13 protein-coding genes, 8 tRNA genes and 1 rRNA gene are annotated in these 15,260 nt (G+C 38.4%); 20 read left to right on the top strand and 2 right to left on the bottom strand.

All coding sequences use genetic code 11. The annotated features are described in order from the left end of the window. Nucleotides 1–3 precede the first annotated feature (3 nt). From rrf to rocF, 10 genes are all read left to right on the top strand, one after another. Nucleotides 4–119: ribosomal RNA gene (rrf, locus tag ACVBAX_RS22290) — 5S ribosomal RNA — on the top strand. 17 nt (nucleotides 120–136) lie between these two features. After that, nucleotides 137–212: transfer RNA gene (locus ACVBAX_RS22285), tRNA-Asn, on the top strand. 36 nt (nucleotides 213–248) lie between these two features. Next, nucleotides 249–321: transfer RNA gene (locus ACVBAX_RS22280), tRNA-Thr, on the top strand. Nucleotides 322–345: 24 nt separating this feature from the next. Next, nucleotides 346–420 (top strand) — tRNA-Glu (locus tag ACVBAX_RS22275). A 62-nt stretch (nucleotides 421–482) separates the two neighbouring features. Next, nucleotides 483–555: transfer RNA gene (locus ACVBAX_RS22270), tRNA-Val, on the top strand. A gap of 62 nt (nucleotides 556–617) precedes the next feature. Continuing rightward, nucleotides 618–693: transfer RNA gene (locus ACVBAX_RS22265), tRNA-Thr, on the top strand. A gap of 18 nt (nucleotides 694–711) precedes the next feature. Then, nucleotides 712–795: transfer RNA gene (locus ACVBAX_RS22260), tRNA-Tyr, on the top strand. 62 nt (nucleotides 796–857) lie between these two features. Next, a tRNA-Gln gene (locus ACVBAX_RS22255) sits at nucleotides 858–929 on the top strand. Between the two features lie 128 nt (nucleotides 930–1,057). Further along, a tRNA-Lys gene (locus ACVBAX_RS22250) sits at nucleotides 1,058–1,130 on the top strand. A gap of 153 nt (nucleotides 1,131–1,283) precedes the next feature. After that, on the top strand, nucleotides 1,284–2,180 hold the full coding sequence (gene rocF, locus ACVBAX_RS22245) for an arginase (RefSeq protein WP_447118925.1): 897 nt from the start codon (nucleotides 1,284–1,286) through the stop codon (nucleotides 2,178–2,180). Nucleotides 2,181–2,200: 20 nt separating this feature from the next. On the opposite strand, the gene ACVBAX_RS22240 is transcribed toward rocF, so the two are convergent. Next, nucleotides 2,201–2,368, bottom strand: a complete 168-nt coding sequence (locus ACVBAX_RS22240; RefSeq protein WP_447118923.1) for a Spo0E family sporulation regulatory protein-aspartic acid phosphatase — start codon at nucleotides 2,366–2,368, stop codon at nucleotides 2,201–2,203. 195 nt (nucleotides 2,369–2,563) lie between these two features. Here ACVBAX_RS22240 and sigW point away from each other — a divergent pair, with 195 nt between their 5' ends. The 6 genes from sigW (at nucleotide 2,564) to glmS (ending at nucleotide 9,751) form a co-directional block, all read left to right on the top strand. After that, nucleotides 2,564–3,127 (top strand): RNA polymerase sigma factor SigW, encoded by a 564-nt coding sequence (sigW, locus tag ACVBAX_RS22235; RefSeq protein WP_447118921.1) that lies wholly within the window; start codon nucleotides 2,564–2,566, stop codon nucleotides 3,125–3,127. A gap of 16 nt (nucleotides 3,128–3,143) precedes the next feature. Further along, nucleotides 3,144–3,797, top strand: coding sequence for an anti-sigma factor family protein (locus ACVBAX_RS22230; RefSeq protein ID WP_447118919.1), 654 nt, complete (start codon nucleotides 3,144–3,146; stop codon nucleotides 3,795–3,797). A gap of 298 nt (nucleotides 3,798–4,095) precedes the next feature. Continuing rightward, nucleotides 4,096–4,923, top strand: a complete 828-nt coding sequence (cdaA, locus tag ACVBAX_RS22225) for a diadenylate cyclase CdaA (RefSeq protein ID WP_447118917.1) — start codon at nucleotides 4,096–4,098, stop codon at nucleotides 4,921–4,923. Continuing rightward, complete coding sequence (locus ACVBAX_RS22220) at nucleotides 4,916–6,151, top strand: CdaR family protein (protein WP_447118915.1); 1,236 nt, start codon at nucleotides 4,916–4,918, stop codon at nucleotides 6,149–6,151. Before cdaA ends, ACVBAX_RS22220 begins: the two co-directional genes overlap by 8 nt. A 32-nt stretch (nucleotides 6,152–6,183) precedes the next feature. Then, on the top strand, nucleotides 6,184–7,527 hold the full coding sequence (gene glmM, locus ACVBAX_RS22215) for a phosphoglucosamine mutase (RefSeq protein WP_447118913.1): 1,344 nt from the start codon (nucleotides 6,184–6,186) through the stop codon (nucleotides 7,525–7,527). Nucleotides 7,528–7,948: 421 nt separating this feature from the next. After that, the gene (glmS, locus tag ACVBAX_RS22210) at nucleotides 7,949–9,751 is read left to right on the top strand and encodes a glutamine--fructose-6-phosphate transaminase (isomerizing) (protein ID WP_447118911.1); all 1,803 of its coding nucleotides are present in this window, start codon (nucleotides 7,949–7,951) and stop codon (nucleotides 9,749–9,751) included. Between the two features lie 81 nt (nucleotides 9,752–9,832). Here glmS and ACVBAX_RS22205 read toward each other — a convergent pair whose 3' ends face one another. After that, nucleotides 9,833–10,354, bottom strand: coding sequence for a ferritin-like domain-containing protein (locus ACVBAX_RS22205; protein WP_447118909.1), 522 nt, complete (start codon nucleotides 10,352–10,354; stop codon nucleotides 9,833–9,835). Between the two features lie 242 nt (nucleotides 10,355–10,596). On the opposite strand from ACVBAX_RS22205, the gene ACVBAX_RS22200 reads away from it, so the two are divergent. The 4 genes from ACVBAX_RS22200 (at nucleotide 10,597) to ACVBAX_RS22185 (ending at nucleotide 15,251) form a co-directional block, all read left to right on the top strand. Then, on the top strand, nucleotides 10,597–12,543 hold the full coding sequence (locus ACVBAX_RS22200) for a CoA-disulfide reductase (protein WP_447118907.1): 1,947 nt from the start codon (nucleotides 10,597–10,599) through the stop codon (nucleotides 12,541–12,543). Nucleotides 12,544–12,686: 143 nt separating this feature from the next. After that, on the top strand, nucleotides 12,687–13,823 hold the full coding sequence (locus ACVBAX_RS22195) for an MBL fold metallo-hydrolase (RefSeq protein WP_447118905.1): 1,137 nt from the start codon (nucleotides 12,687–12,689) through the stop codon (nucleotides 13,821–13,823). Between the two features lie 525 nt (nucleotides 13,824–14,348). Next, a complete protein-coding gene (locus tag ACVBAX_RS22190) occupies nucleotides 14,349–14,612 on the top strand; it encodes a metal-sensitive transcriptional regulator (RefSeq protein WP_430776691.1) in 264 nt (87 codons plus the stop codon). Nucleotides 14,613–14,771: 159 nt separating this feature from the next. Beyond that, nucleotides 14,772–15,251 (top strand): DsrE/DsrF/DrsH-like family protein, encoded by a 480-nt coding sequence (locus ACVBAX_RS22185; protein ID WP_066059137.1) that lies wholly within the window; start codon nucleotides 14,772–14,774, stop codon nucleotides 15,249–15,251. The last annotated feature ends 9 nt before the right edge of the window (nucleotides 15,252–15,260 follow it).

Here is a 15,260-nt window from a genome sequence, read left to right as displayed (position 1 = left end):
TAGTCTGGTGGCGATAGCGAAAAGGTCACACCCGTTCCCATACCGAACACGGAAGTTAAGCTTTTCAGCGCCAATGGTAGTTGAGGGTTTCCCTCTGTGAGAGTAGGACGTCGCCAGGCGGTAATATTTTTATCATTCCACAGTAGCTCAGTTGGTAGAGCATTCGGCTGTTAACCGAACGGTCGCAGGTTCGAGTCCTGCCTGTGGAGCCATTTTCATAAGACAACCTCTTATGAGCTTTTTGGAATGCTTCCATAGCTCAGCAGGTAGAGCACTTCCATGGTAAGGAAGAGGTCACCGGTTCGAATCCGGTTGGAAGCTCTCTGTTTTATAGATTACTAGTACGGCCCCTTGGTCAAGCGGTTAAGACACCGCCCTTTCACGGCGGTAACACGGGTTCGAATCCCGTAGGGGTCACCAAGTTTTTTTACGAAGTAAAAATAACCAAGTTTTTTCACTTTGTGATAAAAACATTTCATTTCGGAGGATTAGCTCAGCTGGGAGAGCACCTGCCTTACAAGCAGGGGGTCGGCGGTTCGATCCCGTCATCCTCCATTTAGAATATTTTTCACGAAGAGAAAAATATTCATCTTATATAACGAAATAATATAAACTAAGCCGGCGTAGCTCAATTGGTAGAGCAACTGACTTGTAATCAGTAGGTTGGGGGTTCAAGTCCTCTCACCGGCACCACGCTTCATTTACAATAATGGAGGGGTAGCGAAGTGGCTAAACGCGGCGGACTGTAAATCCGCTCCCTTGGGTTCGGCGGTTCGAATCCGTCCCCCTCCACCATTTTATTTACATAGTAAGTCTAAAACTGGACAAACTAAAGATGTCCTTTTTATTTTGACTTTTGGGCTATAGCCAAGCGGTAAGGCAACGGACTTTGACTCCGTCATGCGTTGGTTCGAATCCAGCTAGCCCAGTACGAAAAGCGGAGAAAGCTTGATCAGCCTCGACAGGCATAAGTCGAATCACGCAGGAAGGCCTGCCTTCTGGAGAGATTTGGCTTATGACCCCGAGAGGCTAGCTTTCGGAGCTGGACAGTATATACGAGCCATTAGCTCAGTCGGTAGAGCATCTGACTTTTAATCAGAGGGTCGAAGGTTCGAGTCCTTCATGGCTCATTGAAACCTTAGGAGTTTTCCTAAGGTTTTTTTTGTGCGTTTTGTTTTCTGAATATTGGATATTAACTGCATATTTATGCGTGATTTTGTCGAGTTGAGTCACAGACATAGAAATGTATACAATAGGAGGGAGAACAAAGAGGGGGTTGGAGGATGAAAAAACTATCTATTATTGGGATGCCGATGGATCTTGGTCAAATGAGACGTGGGGTAGATATGGGGCCAAGTGCCATTAGGTATGCTGGGGTTGTTGAAAGATTACGAAACCTTTTTGATGAAGTTCATGATTTAGGGGATATCCCGATTGGAAGACCAGAGGTTGTGATAGACGAGCAATCAAATCTAAGAAACTTACATCTTGTCGCAGAAAAAAATGAGGCACTATCAAAGGAAGTTGATCAAGCGATCACTTCGGGAGCGTTTCCGCTTGTCCTTGGAGGAGACCACAGTATTGCGATTGGGACACTAGCTGGAGTTTCAAAGCACTACAAAAGTTTGGGTGTTATCTGGTATGACGCACATGGGGACCTTAATACAGCGGAAACATCACCTTCTGGAAATATCCATGGAATGCCGCTTGCTGTAAGCCTTGGAATAGGACATGAGATATTAACAAGTGTCGGGGGATATGAACCTAAAATTAAACCTGAAAATATTGTTCTAATAGGTGCCAGAGCACTTGATGAGGGAGAAAAAGAGTTAATCAAAGAGATTGGTATAAAAGTATATACGATGCATGAGATCGATCGTTTAGGCATGACAAAGGTGATGGAAGAGACGATAGAATATTTAAAGGAGAGAACGGATGGGGTACATCTCTCTTTAGACTTAGACGGCCTAGATCCACATGACGCTCCAGGAGTAGGAACGCCTGTTACTGGAGGAATTAGCTACCGTGAAAGCCATCTTGCCATGGAGATGCTTGCTGAATCTAAACTTATTACATCTGCTGAATTTGTAGAAGTGAATCCAATTTTAGATGATAAAAATAAAACAGCATCTGTTGCTGTAGCGTTAATGGGTTCTTTATTTGGCGAAAAGTTATTATAAATTAATAGCAGCAACTCTCATTAAGAGTTGCTGCTATTTTTCATAAAAAGATCGTACTTATTTAATAGATTGTCCAACTTTTTGCTAAGTTTGATTACTTTTTCATTGCTTAATGAAGAGTGAGATGCTTGGCTCACCATTATTCTTCGATGAGTTTCAATGTCTTTTAGCAGAGATTGCTTATCCATATGATTCACTCCAATTCGTAATGATATAATAACCTCCCTAATTTCTACATTTATACCCAGAGCCTAAAATTTTAAACAATTCACAGTAAATATTTGTTAAAATATGTAGTGGAGAAAAATTTTTTGTAAGAAATGAAACCTTTTCCGGTATCGATACGTATTATCGAGTAGCCGCATTAGAGCGGAGGTATAGGAATGGAAGCACTGATTAAAAAAAGAGTTAAGCAAGTGTTAAAAGGGGACCAAAGTGCATACGGGGAAATCGTTGAGATATATAAGGATAAAGTTTTTCAACTTTGTTATCGAATTCTCGGAAATCGTCATGAAGCAGAGGATATGGCACAAGAGGCATTCATTAGAGCATATGTTAACATAGCAAGCTTTAATATTGATTTAAAGTTTTCAACATGGTTATATAGAATTGCAACAAATCTATGTATTGATCGGATTCGAAAGAAAAAGCCGGACTATTACCTTGATGCAGAAGTATCTGGTACAGATGGACTGACCATGTATTCTCAAATTGCATCAGATACAATTCTTCCTGAGGATGAAATCGAGAGTCTTGAATTACAAGAGACCATTCAACGAGAAATTACTAAGTTGCCAGAAAAATATCGATCGGTGATTGTCTTAAAATATATTGAAGAACTTTCATTAAATGAAATAAGTGAGATCCTTGATATTCCACTAGGAACAGTAAAAACAAGGATACATAGGGGTAGGGAAGCATTACGACACCAATTAAGAAATGTTTAATGAGAGGTGAAAATCAGTGAAGTGTCCAGATAACATTGTCTTGTATATGCATGAATATCTAGATGAGGAAATTGAAGAGCATGATGAACAGTTACTTAAAAAGCATTTACAGACCTGCCCAAAATGCCAAAGTTATTTTCATGAATTAGAGAAGGCAATTGCCTTAGTGCAGAGCACTTCTCATATACAGGCACCAAGTAATTTTACTGAAAATGTAATGGCTCGACTTCCTAAAGAGAAAAGAAGAGTGGGTGTAAACCGATGGTTCCGACACCATCCTTTGTTGACCGCTGCCTCTCTTTTTATCATATTAATGACAGGTAGTTTATTATCAACTTGGAATAAAGATCATGAGTTTTCAGTAACCAAGCAACCCAATTTAGTCGTTCATAATAACACCGTTATTGTTCCTGAGGGTGAAGTAATTAAAGGAGATATTACTGTTAGAAACGGTGACCTTCAAATTGAGGGAACGGTTGAAGGTGATGTAACCGTCATTAACGGAAAGGTTGATGGCGATGTAACCGTCATTAACGGAGAAAAATATCTAGCCTCTGCGGGACATGTTACTGGTGAGATTAAAGAAGTTAATGAAGTGTTTGAATGGATTTGGTATCATGTAAAAAAGACAAGCAAAGAGCTTGTTAGCGTCTTTCAAGATAAGGATTGAATAATTAGTCGCTCGTATAAGGGTGACTAATTTTTCTTATAATTTTAGAAGTATAAGTTTTTGAACTTTGAGCATTGTCTAGCTCCAGCGCCTAGCTCCTCGGGGTCATAAGCCAAAGCCCTACAGAGGTCAGGACCTCTTTCGGTCTTCGTCTTATGCTTGTCGGAGCTAACCAAGGCGCTTCCGCTTTTCTTATAAATAGAGCAAAATTTTTGTCATTTCATTTTTATGTTATAATAAGAAAGTTAAACAAAACCTTTAGCTTAATGCTTTGAAATATATATTTGGAGGAAATGCAATGTCGATTGCGGATTTCGATGTTTTGAAATACTTATCCATTACCATTGACATTCTCCTAGTTTGGTACGTGATCTATAAGCTAATCATGGTTATTAAAGGTACTAAAGCCGTCCAACTGCTTAAAGGGATATTTGTTATATTAATGGTTACAGTCATCAGTGATTGGTTTAGCCTAAAGACACTGAATTGGATGATGGAACAAGTATTGCTTTGGGGAGTTCTTGGAATTATTATTATCTTTCAACCAGAGCTTAGAAGAGCGCTTGAACAGCTAGGCCGAGGACGTTTCTTCTCTCGAACAGGGATACAGGAAGAGGAAGAACAGGAAAAAATGGTAGAAGCGATTACGAAGGCAACTGATTATATGGCAAAGCGTCGAATCGGTGCGTTAATGTCAATTGAAAGAGAAACAGGTATGGGAGATTACATAGAGACTGGAATTGGCTTACAAGCGAAAATCTCCTCAGAATTATTAATTAATATATTTATTCCGAATACTCCGCTCCATGATGGTGCTGTTATCATTCAAAAGAATATGGTTGCCGCTGCTGCCTGTTACCTTCCGTTATCCGAGAGTCCTTTTATTTCTAAAGAATTAGGAACAAGGCACAGAGCGGCTCTGGGAATTAGTGAAGTAACTGATAGTGTAACGGTTATTGTGTCTGAAGAAACAGGGGCCATCTCACTTACCAAAAATGGAGAACTTCACCGTGACTTAAAGCTTGAACAATTTAAGCAAATGTTAGCTAATGAATTTATTACTCCAATGAAGCCGAAGCAAGCCTCCACACCTCGATGGAATTGGAGGGGAAAAAAGAATGGATAATTTAATTGATAAACTAATTGATAACCGATGGTTTATTAGGGTTGTTGCATTGTTACTAGCATTTCTGCTTTTCATATACGTGTACGACGGAGAAGATTTATCTATTAATGTGCCTCAGGATCAAGAGACAGAAACCATCACAGACGTTCCTGTGAAGAGTTATTATGATACGGAAAACCTTGTCGTAAGTGGAGTTCCAAGTACCGTAACCATCAAGTTAAGTGGTCCTAAAAATCTTTTGCAGCAAGCAAAGACCTCTCGATCATTTGAGGTGTATGTAGATTTATCAGAGGCAGAGATCGGTACCCAGCGTGTACAGATTGAAATTAGAGATGTGTCCGACAGACTAACGGTGGAAATTGAACCGGATTATGCTAATGTATCGATACAAGAGAAGGTAACACAGGAGTTTAAGGTGGAGCCTGAATATAATTCAAGTCTTGTTGCTGATGGTTATACTGCTGAGCAAGCGATTGTTAAGCCTAACAAGGTTAAAATTACAGGTGCAAAAGATGTGATCGAAAAGATTACTTATGTAAAAGCTACGATAGATTTAGAAGGTAACATTGAAGATACTGTAACGAAGGAAGCAAAAATTTTAGTTTTGGATCAAGACTTAAATAAACTTGATGTCATTCTTGAATCAGATACAGTAGAAGTGACCATACCTATAAAGGCGTCTAGTAAAGAAGTTCCAATAAAAATTGTTGAAAAGGGAACTCCCCCCAGTGGGGTAACGATTGACTCCATTAATTTAGCTCAATCCCAAGCAACAATACTTGCTAGTGCGGATCTATTGGACAAGACCGATTCAGTTCGTGTAGAGGTAGATGTTAGTTCAATAAGTGATGATACGACTCTAACTCTCCCCGTCATTATATCTGAAGGTATTGTTAAAGTGGATCCAGAAACCGTTGATGTCACTATTAACGTTAGTCGGGAAGAGGATATTACCTTTTCAAATATTCCGATAAAAGCAAATGGACTTGCTGCTGACTTAAATATGTCATACAATGAACCTCTTGATGGGACGGTTTCAATTACTGCAACCGGAGATAGCAGTATAATAGGATCTTTAAAAGAAAGTGACTTTAGTGTCATCCTTAATTTAGCCGGTCTAGGTGAAGGGGAACATAGTGTCGACTTGAACGTGACTGGTCCAACAAATATTAATTGGACGATTAACCAACAGACAGCAAAAATATCGATTACAAAACGAGAAGCATAGATGCACAACAATTATTAAGGAGAGATCTTTTAATGGGTAAATATTTCGGTACTGATGGGGTGCGAGGAGTAGCAAACAGTGAGTTAACTCCAGAATTAGCATTTAAACTAGGACGTTTTGGTGGGTATGTTTTAACAAAAGATAAAGAACGTCCAAAGGTAATCATTGGACGTGATACTCGTATTTCAGGGCATATGCTTGAAGGGGCACTTGTTGCCGGTCTTTTATCTATCGGTGCAGAGGTAATGCGCTTAGGAGTGATTTCGACACCTGGAGTGGCTTACTTAACGAAAGCACTTGGAGCACAAGCTGGAGTGATGATTTCAGCTTCTCATAACCCGGTAGCTGATAACGGAATTAAGTTTTTTGGACCAGATGGCTTTAAGCTTTCTGATGAGCAAGAACTTGAGATTGAAGGTTTAATGGATCTAGAAAAAGATGAATTGCCTAGACCAGTAGGTTCAGACCTAGGACAAGTTAATGATTATTTTGAAGGTGGACAAAAATATCTACAGTACTTAAAACAAACGGTTGACGAAGATTTTACTGGAATACATATTGCTCTAGATTGTGCTCACGGTGCTACTTCTTCACTTGCTACACATTTATTTGCTGACCTAGATGCTGATCTTTCAACTATGGGAGCATCTCCTAATGGACTAAACATCAATGACGGTGTTGGTTCCACACATCCTGAAGCTCTATCAGCTTTTGTTAAAGAAAAAGGAGCGGATGTGGGTCTCTCTTTCGATGGTGATGGAGATCGATTAATTGCGATTGATGAAAATGGAGACATCGTTGACGGTGATCAGATTATGTATATTTGTGCTAAGTTCTTGAAGGAGCAAGGAAGACTTAAGCATAACACAGTTGTTTCTACTGTGATGAGTAATCTTGGTTTTTATAAAGGATTGGAAGGTCACGGAGTTGAAAGTGTTCAAACAGCAGTAGGTGACCGTTATGTTGTTGAAGAAATGAAAAAGACGGGCTATAACTTAGGTGGAGAGCAGTCAGGTCATATCATTTTCCTTGACTACAATACAACTGGAGACGGGCTACTTACAGGCCTGCAGTTAGCAAATATCATGAAAATTACGAAAAAGCCACTATCGGAGCTTGCAGGAGAAATGAAAAAATTCCCTCAAAAGCTGGTAAACATCCGTGTAACGGATAAGTACCATGTTACAGATAATGAAAAAGTAAGTGCTATTATTTCAGAGGTAGAGGCAGAAATGAATGGTAACGGACGAATCCTTGTTCGACCTTCAGGTACAGAACCACTTGTACGCGTAATGGCAGAAGCACCATCAGAGGAGCTTTGTGAGTCTTATGTAAGTAGAATAGCAGCAGTTGTTGAGGAAGAGATGGGACTATAATTAATACTATGCATGAGGGAACGTTTACAACCCCTCATGCATATTTTTTATATATGGGATGCCTTATGTCACATAGTTTTTTGTTGACGTAGGCCTATCCATATTGTATGATTATCCTGATTTTGTAAAGAAAGCAAAAGGAGGATAGAGGTAAAAAACATGGAAACTAAAGCGCCTGAACTAGCTGATGGACGAAGAGCGGCTAGTTGACGAGGAGGAGGTTTATCGATCTTTCGGCGGATACCTCCCGATTGTTAAGCACAATCGTATGCTTTTTCTAAAAATCATTGGGGTAACCTGGTGGACAAAGGGAAAAAGAATGCTTAAATCAATAAATGCTAACAATAAATATTACAGAGACTAGGGGGCAAGTCTGCCCTCGTTAGCAACTTGCCTCCATATATTAGGAGGAATTACACTTATGTGTGGAATCGTTGGATATATCGGTAATAATGACTCAAAGGAAATATTATTAAAAGGGCTAGAAAAGCTTGAATATAGAGGTTATGATTCTGCTGGTATTGCAGTAATGAATGATACAGGCGTTCATGTTTTTAAGGAAAAGGGACGTATTGCAGACTTACGTGAAATTGTTGACTTAGGTGTAATGGCAAACACAGGAATTGGTCACACTCGCTGGGCAACACACGGGGTACCAAGCAAAGTGAATGCTCATCCACATCAAAGTTCTACGACTCGTTTAACACTTGTTCATAATGGAGTTATTGAGAACTATGACTTGTTAAAGAAAGAGTATCTACAAAATGTTCACTTTGAGAGTGACACAGATACGGAAGTTATCGTTCAATTAATAGATTTATTCGTGAGTGAAGGACTTGAAGTAGAAGCTGCATTTCGTAAAACATTGAAACTTTTGAAGGGTTCATATGCCCTGGCATTGCTTGACTCTCAAAATAATGAGACGATCTTTGTTGCGAAAAACAAGAGTCCTCTTCTAGTTGGTCTTGGAGACGGGTTCAATGTAGTGGCTAGTGATGCAATGGCGATGCTTCAAGTGACTAACCAATATGTAGAACTAATGGATAAAGAAGTAGTAATTGTTATGAAAGATGGAGTAACCATTCAAAACCTTGAAGGTGAAACCATTACTCGTGCTCCTTATACAGCAGAGCTTGATGCAAGCGATATTGAAAAAGGCACATATCCTCACTACATGTTGAAGGAAATTGATGAGCAGCCAGCGGTTATTCGTAAAATCATTCAACAGTACCAAAATGAGTCAGGTCAGCTTGTAATTGACCAAGATATCGTGGAAGCAGTGGATCAATCTGATCGAGTGTATATCATTGCGGCAGGAACTTCTTATCACGCTGGACTTGTTGGGAAGCAGTTAATCGAAAAAATTGCTCAAATCCCAGTTGAGGTTCATATTGCGAGTGAGTTTGCTTATAACACACCATTATTATCTGCAAATCCACTATTTATCTTTATTTCTCAAAGTGGTGAGACTGCAGATAGCCGTCAAGTACTAGTTCATGTGAAGAAACTTGGTTATAAGACGTTAACGGTAACGAATGTACCAGGTTCTACATTGTCACGTGAAGCCGACTATACACTGCTACTTCATGCTGGTCCAGAGATTGCGGTTGCATCTACAAAAGCTTACACGGCACAAATTGCGGTTCTATCTATCTTGTCAGAAGTAATTGCAAAAAAACGAGGCCTTGAAGTGAGCTTTGACCTAATTCATGAGCTAGGAATTGTAGCAAATGCCATCGAAGTACTTTGTGATTCTAAAGATGAGTTTGAAGCCATTGCACGTGAATATTTATCAACTACTAGAAATGCATTCTTTATTGGTCGTGGAATCGACTTCTATGTAGTCCTAGAAGCTTCACTAAAGCTGAAGGAAATCTCTTATATTCAAGCTGAGGGCTTTGCAGGGGGAGAATTAAAGCATGGAACAATTGCTTTAATCGAAGATGGTACTCCAATTATAGCTCTAGCAACTCAAGAAAGTGTAAACCTAAGTATTCGTGGAAATGTGAAAGAGGTAGTAGCTCGTGGAGCAAACCCATGTATCATTTCTATGAAAGGCTTAGAAATGGAAGAAGATCGTTTTGTTATTCCAGAAGTACACGAAATTTTAACACCTTTAGTCTCTGTCATTCCAACCCAGCTGATCGCTTACTATGCAGCACTTCATCGTGAGTGTGACGTAGATAAGCCAAGAAACCTTGCCAAATCAGTAACGGTTGAATAGAAATATTAGTAAGACACAATCCTTTCAAAGGATTGTGTCTTTTTTAATAAGTAACACTGCGTTACATGGTTGTAACGTTTATCATTCATTATCATTTAATGCACCTTGAGCTCCGTAATTATTAGGCTGGCGACTAGTGGTTGGAATCATTTGTTTATTTAATAAAAAGTATAAAAACCATACGGCGTGATTTTGTTCATCAGCAGCAGCGCGACGAAAAGTTTCTTTAATAACGGGATTTTGGGACTTATCTGCAATATCTAGGTAAAAGTCTACCGTTTCTTGTTCATCTCTAAATGCAAACTCTACACCCTCTTTATACTGATCAGGACACTTTTCAATGCTTTCAGCAACCGGTTGTCTGCCCGTTAACTCTCTGTAAATTCTACTGAACTCCTCAAAGTGGCGTATCTCATCCTGACGTATTTCAAGAATTTGATCTTTTTCAACCTGAGTTTTTGCCATTCTAGCTAATTTACCGTAACATTCTATGGCTCCATATTCCCCATTAATTGCTTTTTGAATATCGTTTATTAAACTGACGTCTAAAGTATTTCGAAAATTAGTATGGTAAAAGGGATAATTATGATAGATATATTGCATGCCAGCTCCACCCCCTAGGGTAATTTATCAACTTATCATATGCTCAAATAGCGGATAGGTGTCTAAAAGGGAGTTGGTGATGACTATAGGGAGTAATTGTGAAGAAAAAGTGAACTTATACCCAAAGGGGTTTACATTATTTTTTTATATTCTATAATACCCATATAGGTATTAATAATTACCTTAAACGTATGAATAAAGTTAGTTGTTTATATAAAAAATTAATTATTGGAGGAATAGATATGACACAGAAAGTGGTTATTGTAGGCGGGGTAGCTGGGGGAGCAACAGCAGCAGCAAGATTAAGAAGAATTAGTGAGGATGTAGAAATCGTTCTTTTCGAACGTGGTGAGCATATTTCATTTGCAAACTGTGGATTACCTTATTATATCGGGGAAACGATTAAGGATAGAAGCAAGCTGTTGGTACAAACCATTAAGGGTATGTCAGAACGCTTTAAGCTAGATATTCGTAACTTAAGTGAAGTAGTGAGCATTGATCCGGATAACAAACAGGTGACCATAAAGAATCTCCAAAGTGGGGATGTTTATGAAGAATCTTTTGATAAGTTATTATTATCTCCTGGGGCAAGACCAATCGTGCCACCGATTCCAGGGCTAAAGGAAAATGAGACCTTATTTACATTAAGAAATATTCCGGATACAGATAAAATAAAAAACTATGTAGATAATGTTCATCCGAAAAAGGCGGTTGTTATTGGCGGTGGATTTATAGGTATTGAAATGGCGGAAAACCTAGTAGATCGAGGAATTGAAGTAACACTTATTGAAATGGCTAATCAAATTATGGCACCAATTGATTTTGAAATGGCGAGTATTTTACATGCTCATTTAAAAGAAAAAGGAGTTCATCTAATTCTTGAAAATGGGGTAAAAGCGTTTGAAGATCAAGGAAAGAAAATCATCCTCTCTGATGGTTTGGAAATTTCTACAGATATGACCATTCTTTCTATCGGTGTCATTCCTGAAAATGAGTTGGCCAAATCAGCTGGTCTCGAATTAGGACAGCGTGGAGGTATTATTGTAAATGAGTATCTTCAAACGTCAAATGAGGATATATACGCAGTGGGTGATGCCGTTGAGGTAGTAGACTATATTAGTGGTACAAAGGCAATGATTCCACTTGCTGGCCCTGCAAACCGTCAAGGACGAATTGCAGCAAATAATATCATGGGTAAAAAAGAGAAATATCAAGGAACGATGGGGACTTCTATTGCAAAAGTGTTTGATTTAACCGTCGCTGCTACTGGGAATAATGAAAAAACACTAAAACGACTAGGGGTATTTTACGAAGTCGTTCATATTCACCCAAGCTCACATGCTGGCTACTACCCAGGAGCTGCACCGATGTCCCTTAAGTTAATTTTTGATAAAGAAACAGGGAAAATATACGGTGCTCAAGCGGTTGGAGCAGATGGTGTAGATAAACGAATGGATGTCATAGCTACAGCGATCAAAGGTGGATTAACAGTAGAAGACTTAACAAACTTAGAATTGTCATACGCTCCACCGTATTCATCAGCGAAAGATCCAGTCAATATGGCTGGATATGTAGCAACAAATATTATGGATGGTGAATTGGAACATATTCAGTGGTTTGAAGTAGACCAAATCGTTGCTGAAGGTGGTTTACTGATTGACGTTCGTGAACCAATGGAACGTGAATTTGGCTTTATTGACGGTTCAATTAATATTTCGTTAAATGAACTCAGAAATAAATTAGATGAAATTCCTAAAGATCAGACCATATATGTAAGTTGTCAGGTAGGGTTAAGAGGGTATTTAGCAAGCCGTATTCTAAAAAATAATGGATTCAAAGTAAAGAATGTTGATGGTGGATGGAAGACCTATTCGTCCGTATTTGGAAGCAATATAGCCAATCAAGTGGAAACAAAAACAAACGACCTGGGAGAAACGGTTATCGAAGAAACCACCGATGACTTACAAGTGGATTCATTGGTAGATGTTAGTGGTTTAACTTGTCCAATGCCTATCGTGAAATTGAAAAAAGGAATAGAGGTATTAGGAAGTGGTCAGGTGCTAGAGCTTCATGTAACGGATAAAGGGGCATTAAACGATTTACCAGCTTGGTCAAAAAATGCTGGACACACGATCCTAAAAACGGAACAAGATGATAAGTTAATTAAGTTCTGGATTAAAAAGAAATAACATAGCAAACGCATGACTCAAATACCGAGTCATGCGTTTTTTTTCGTAAAAAAATATGGTAGGAGCTATCTTGGCATGGAAAAGTCAAAAGGAAAGATAATAAATCAAGAAAGACGGATAAACGTTTATGAAGGAGGCAGAAAATGACTAAAGAAACAGCGGTGAAAACGATCTCCGTAGAGGAAATTGCCAAAAAAGTGATCAAACATGAGGAAGTGTTTATTTTAGATGCAAGAAATACGGATGATTTTGATGATTGGAAGATCGAAGGGAAAAGTGTTCACATCATTAACGCCCCTTACTTTGATCTATTAGAAGGAGTTGACTCTATTAAGGAAAAATTACCAACAGATAGGACTATTTATGTCATATGTGCTAAAGGTGGATCCTCAGAATTTGTGGCTCAACAGATCGCAGAAGCGGGCTTTACAGATGTATATTCTGTTGAGGGTGGAATGAAAGCATGGAGTGAATATTTAGAACCGATCAAGATTGGCGATTTAAAAAATGGAGGAGCATTATATCAATTTGTTCGGATAGGCAAAGGTTGTTTATCATACTTGATTGAATCAAATGGTGAAGGTGCGATGATTGATACAAGCCGTATGATTGAACCGTATGAAACTTTTATCAAAGAGCATCATATTAAATTGACGCATGTACTTGATACTCATCTACATGCAGACCATATTTCTGGTGGGAGAAGGCTTGCTGAAAAAATGGGAGCAACCTATTATCTTCCACCTAAAGATGCCACCGAAGTAAATTTTACGTATCAACAAATTAATGACGGGGATGAGTATCAAGTTGGTAAAACGACAATTAAGGCGGTTTACTCTCCGGGTCATACCATAGGGAGTACCTCTTTTGTCATCGATGACCAATATTTATTAACAGGAGATATTCTGTTTATTGACTCTATTGGACGCCCAGACCTTGCTGGTAAAGCAGAAGATTGGGTAGGCGATTTAAGAAATACGCTATATACGCGTTACAAGGACTTGGCAGATGACCTGCTAGTCTTGCCTGCTCACTATATGGGAATAAATGAAATGAATGATAATGGAAGTATTTCTGAAAAACTTGGTGTACTATATCAACAAAATCACGGACTAAATATTGTTGATGAGAATGAATTTAGAAAAGTGGTAACGGAAAACCTACCACCTCAGCCGAATTCATACCAGGAAATTCGAGAAACAAATATGGGGAAGATCATGCCAGATGTAGAACAACAAAGGGAAATGGAGATTGGCCCGAATCGTTGTGCGGTAAGATAGAAGAGAAATTAAAAATGAGGAAGGTAACTACTTCGGTTACCTTCCTTTTTATTTGAGGTAGAAATTTCCTGGTTGACTTTATACCCAATGGGGTATAATATGTACATATCGACAAACACCTAAGGAGGTATTTCAAATTACTTTTGTAACCATTCTATTGTTAGTGATTGGATATGTGTTATTTGAAAGGTATTTTCCGGTTTTCTCTGTAGCTTATATTCCCAGAGAAGAGATCGAAACAAAATCCACTATCATTGATTTAAGAGATTATAACCAATCAAGTAAATTCTCTGTACCGGGTGCAATAAACATACCTGTTGCTTATCTCAATAGATTTAGCACTACCATACCCAATCGTAAACTATATATTATTGCTTCAAACAATCTAGAAAAAAATGTAGGTATTCGTCTTTTACGTAAGAAAGGGTTTCAAGTGATTGGATATACCCTTGCTAGTCATCACTCAAAACTATTGAAAGAAGATAAACTTAGTATAAAAAATCTTTGTTAATAGGAGGTAAGGATATGGAATACAATACTCAAATTCAAAATAGAGTAAAGCGTATGGAAGGGCAGCTTAGAGGGATTTTAAGAATGATGGAAGAAAATAAGGACTGTAAAGAAGTGATAACACAATTATCAGCTGTTCGAACGGCTGTTGATCGTACAATGGGTGTCATTGTAAGTTCTAATTTAGTTGACTGTGTACAAAAAGCTAAAGAAAACGAAGAAACAAATGCAGAGGATCTGATCAAAGAAGCGGTTAACCTGCTTGTAAAAAGTAGATAAAAAAAGGTTGACATCGATGAGTCATTCATTTAACATTATACCCATAGGGGTAAATTGAAGTTTAAAACATTAAACACAATTTATATTTTTTTAAACAATAATATACCTATACGAGTATACGTAAATATAAATAGAATTAAAAATCTAGGAGGTAACAGTATGTCAGAAAAGAAAAAAACTACGATTGTGTTATTTAGTGGAGATTACGATAAAGCAATGGCAGCTTATATTATTGCAAATGGTGCAGCAGCCTACGATCATGAAGTAACCATCTTCCATACATTCTGGGGGTTAAATGCTCTCCGTAAAGAAGAAAATATGATGGTGAAAAAAGGATTCATGGAAAAAATGTTCGAAAAAATGATGCCAAGAGGCGCAGATAAGATGGGTCTTTCTAAAATGAACTTTGCTGGTATGGGTCCAAAAATGATTAAAGGTGTGATGAAAAAGCACAACGCCATGTCACTACCTCAGTTAATCGAAATGGCACAAGAGCAAGATGTGAAATTAGTGGCATGTACGATGACAATGGATCTGTTGGGTCTTAAAGAAGAAGAGCTTCTTGAAAATGTCGAATATGCGGGTGTAGCTGCTTATCTGGCTGATGCAGAAGATGGGAATGTAAATCTATTTATTTAATGAAAGATA

The sequence above is a fragment of the Robertmurraya sp. GLU-23 genome, assembly GCF_052983275.1.
Note: the sequence above shows the minus strand (reverse complement) of the source record. Positions and strands in the feature narration are given on the sequence as shown.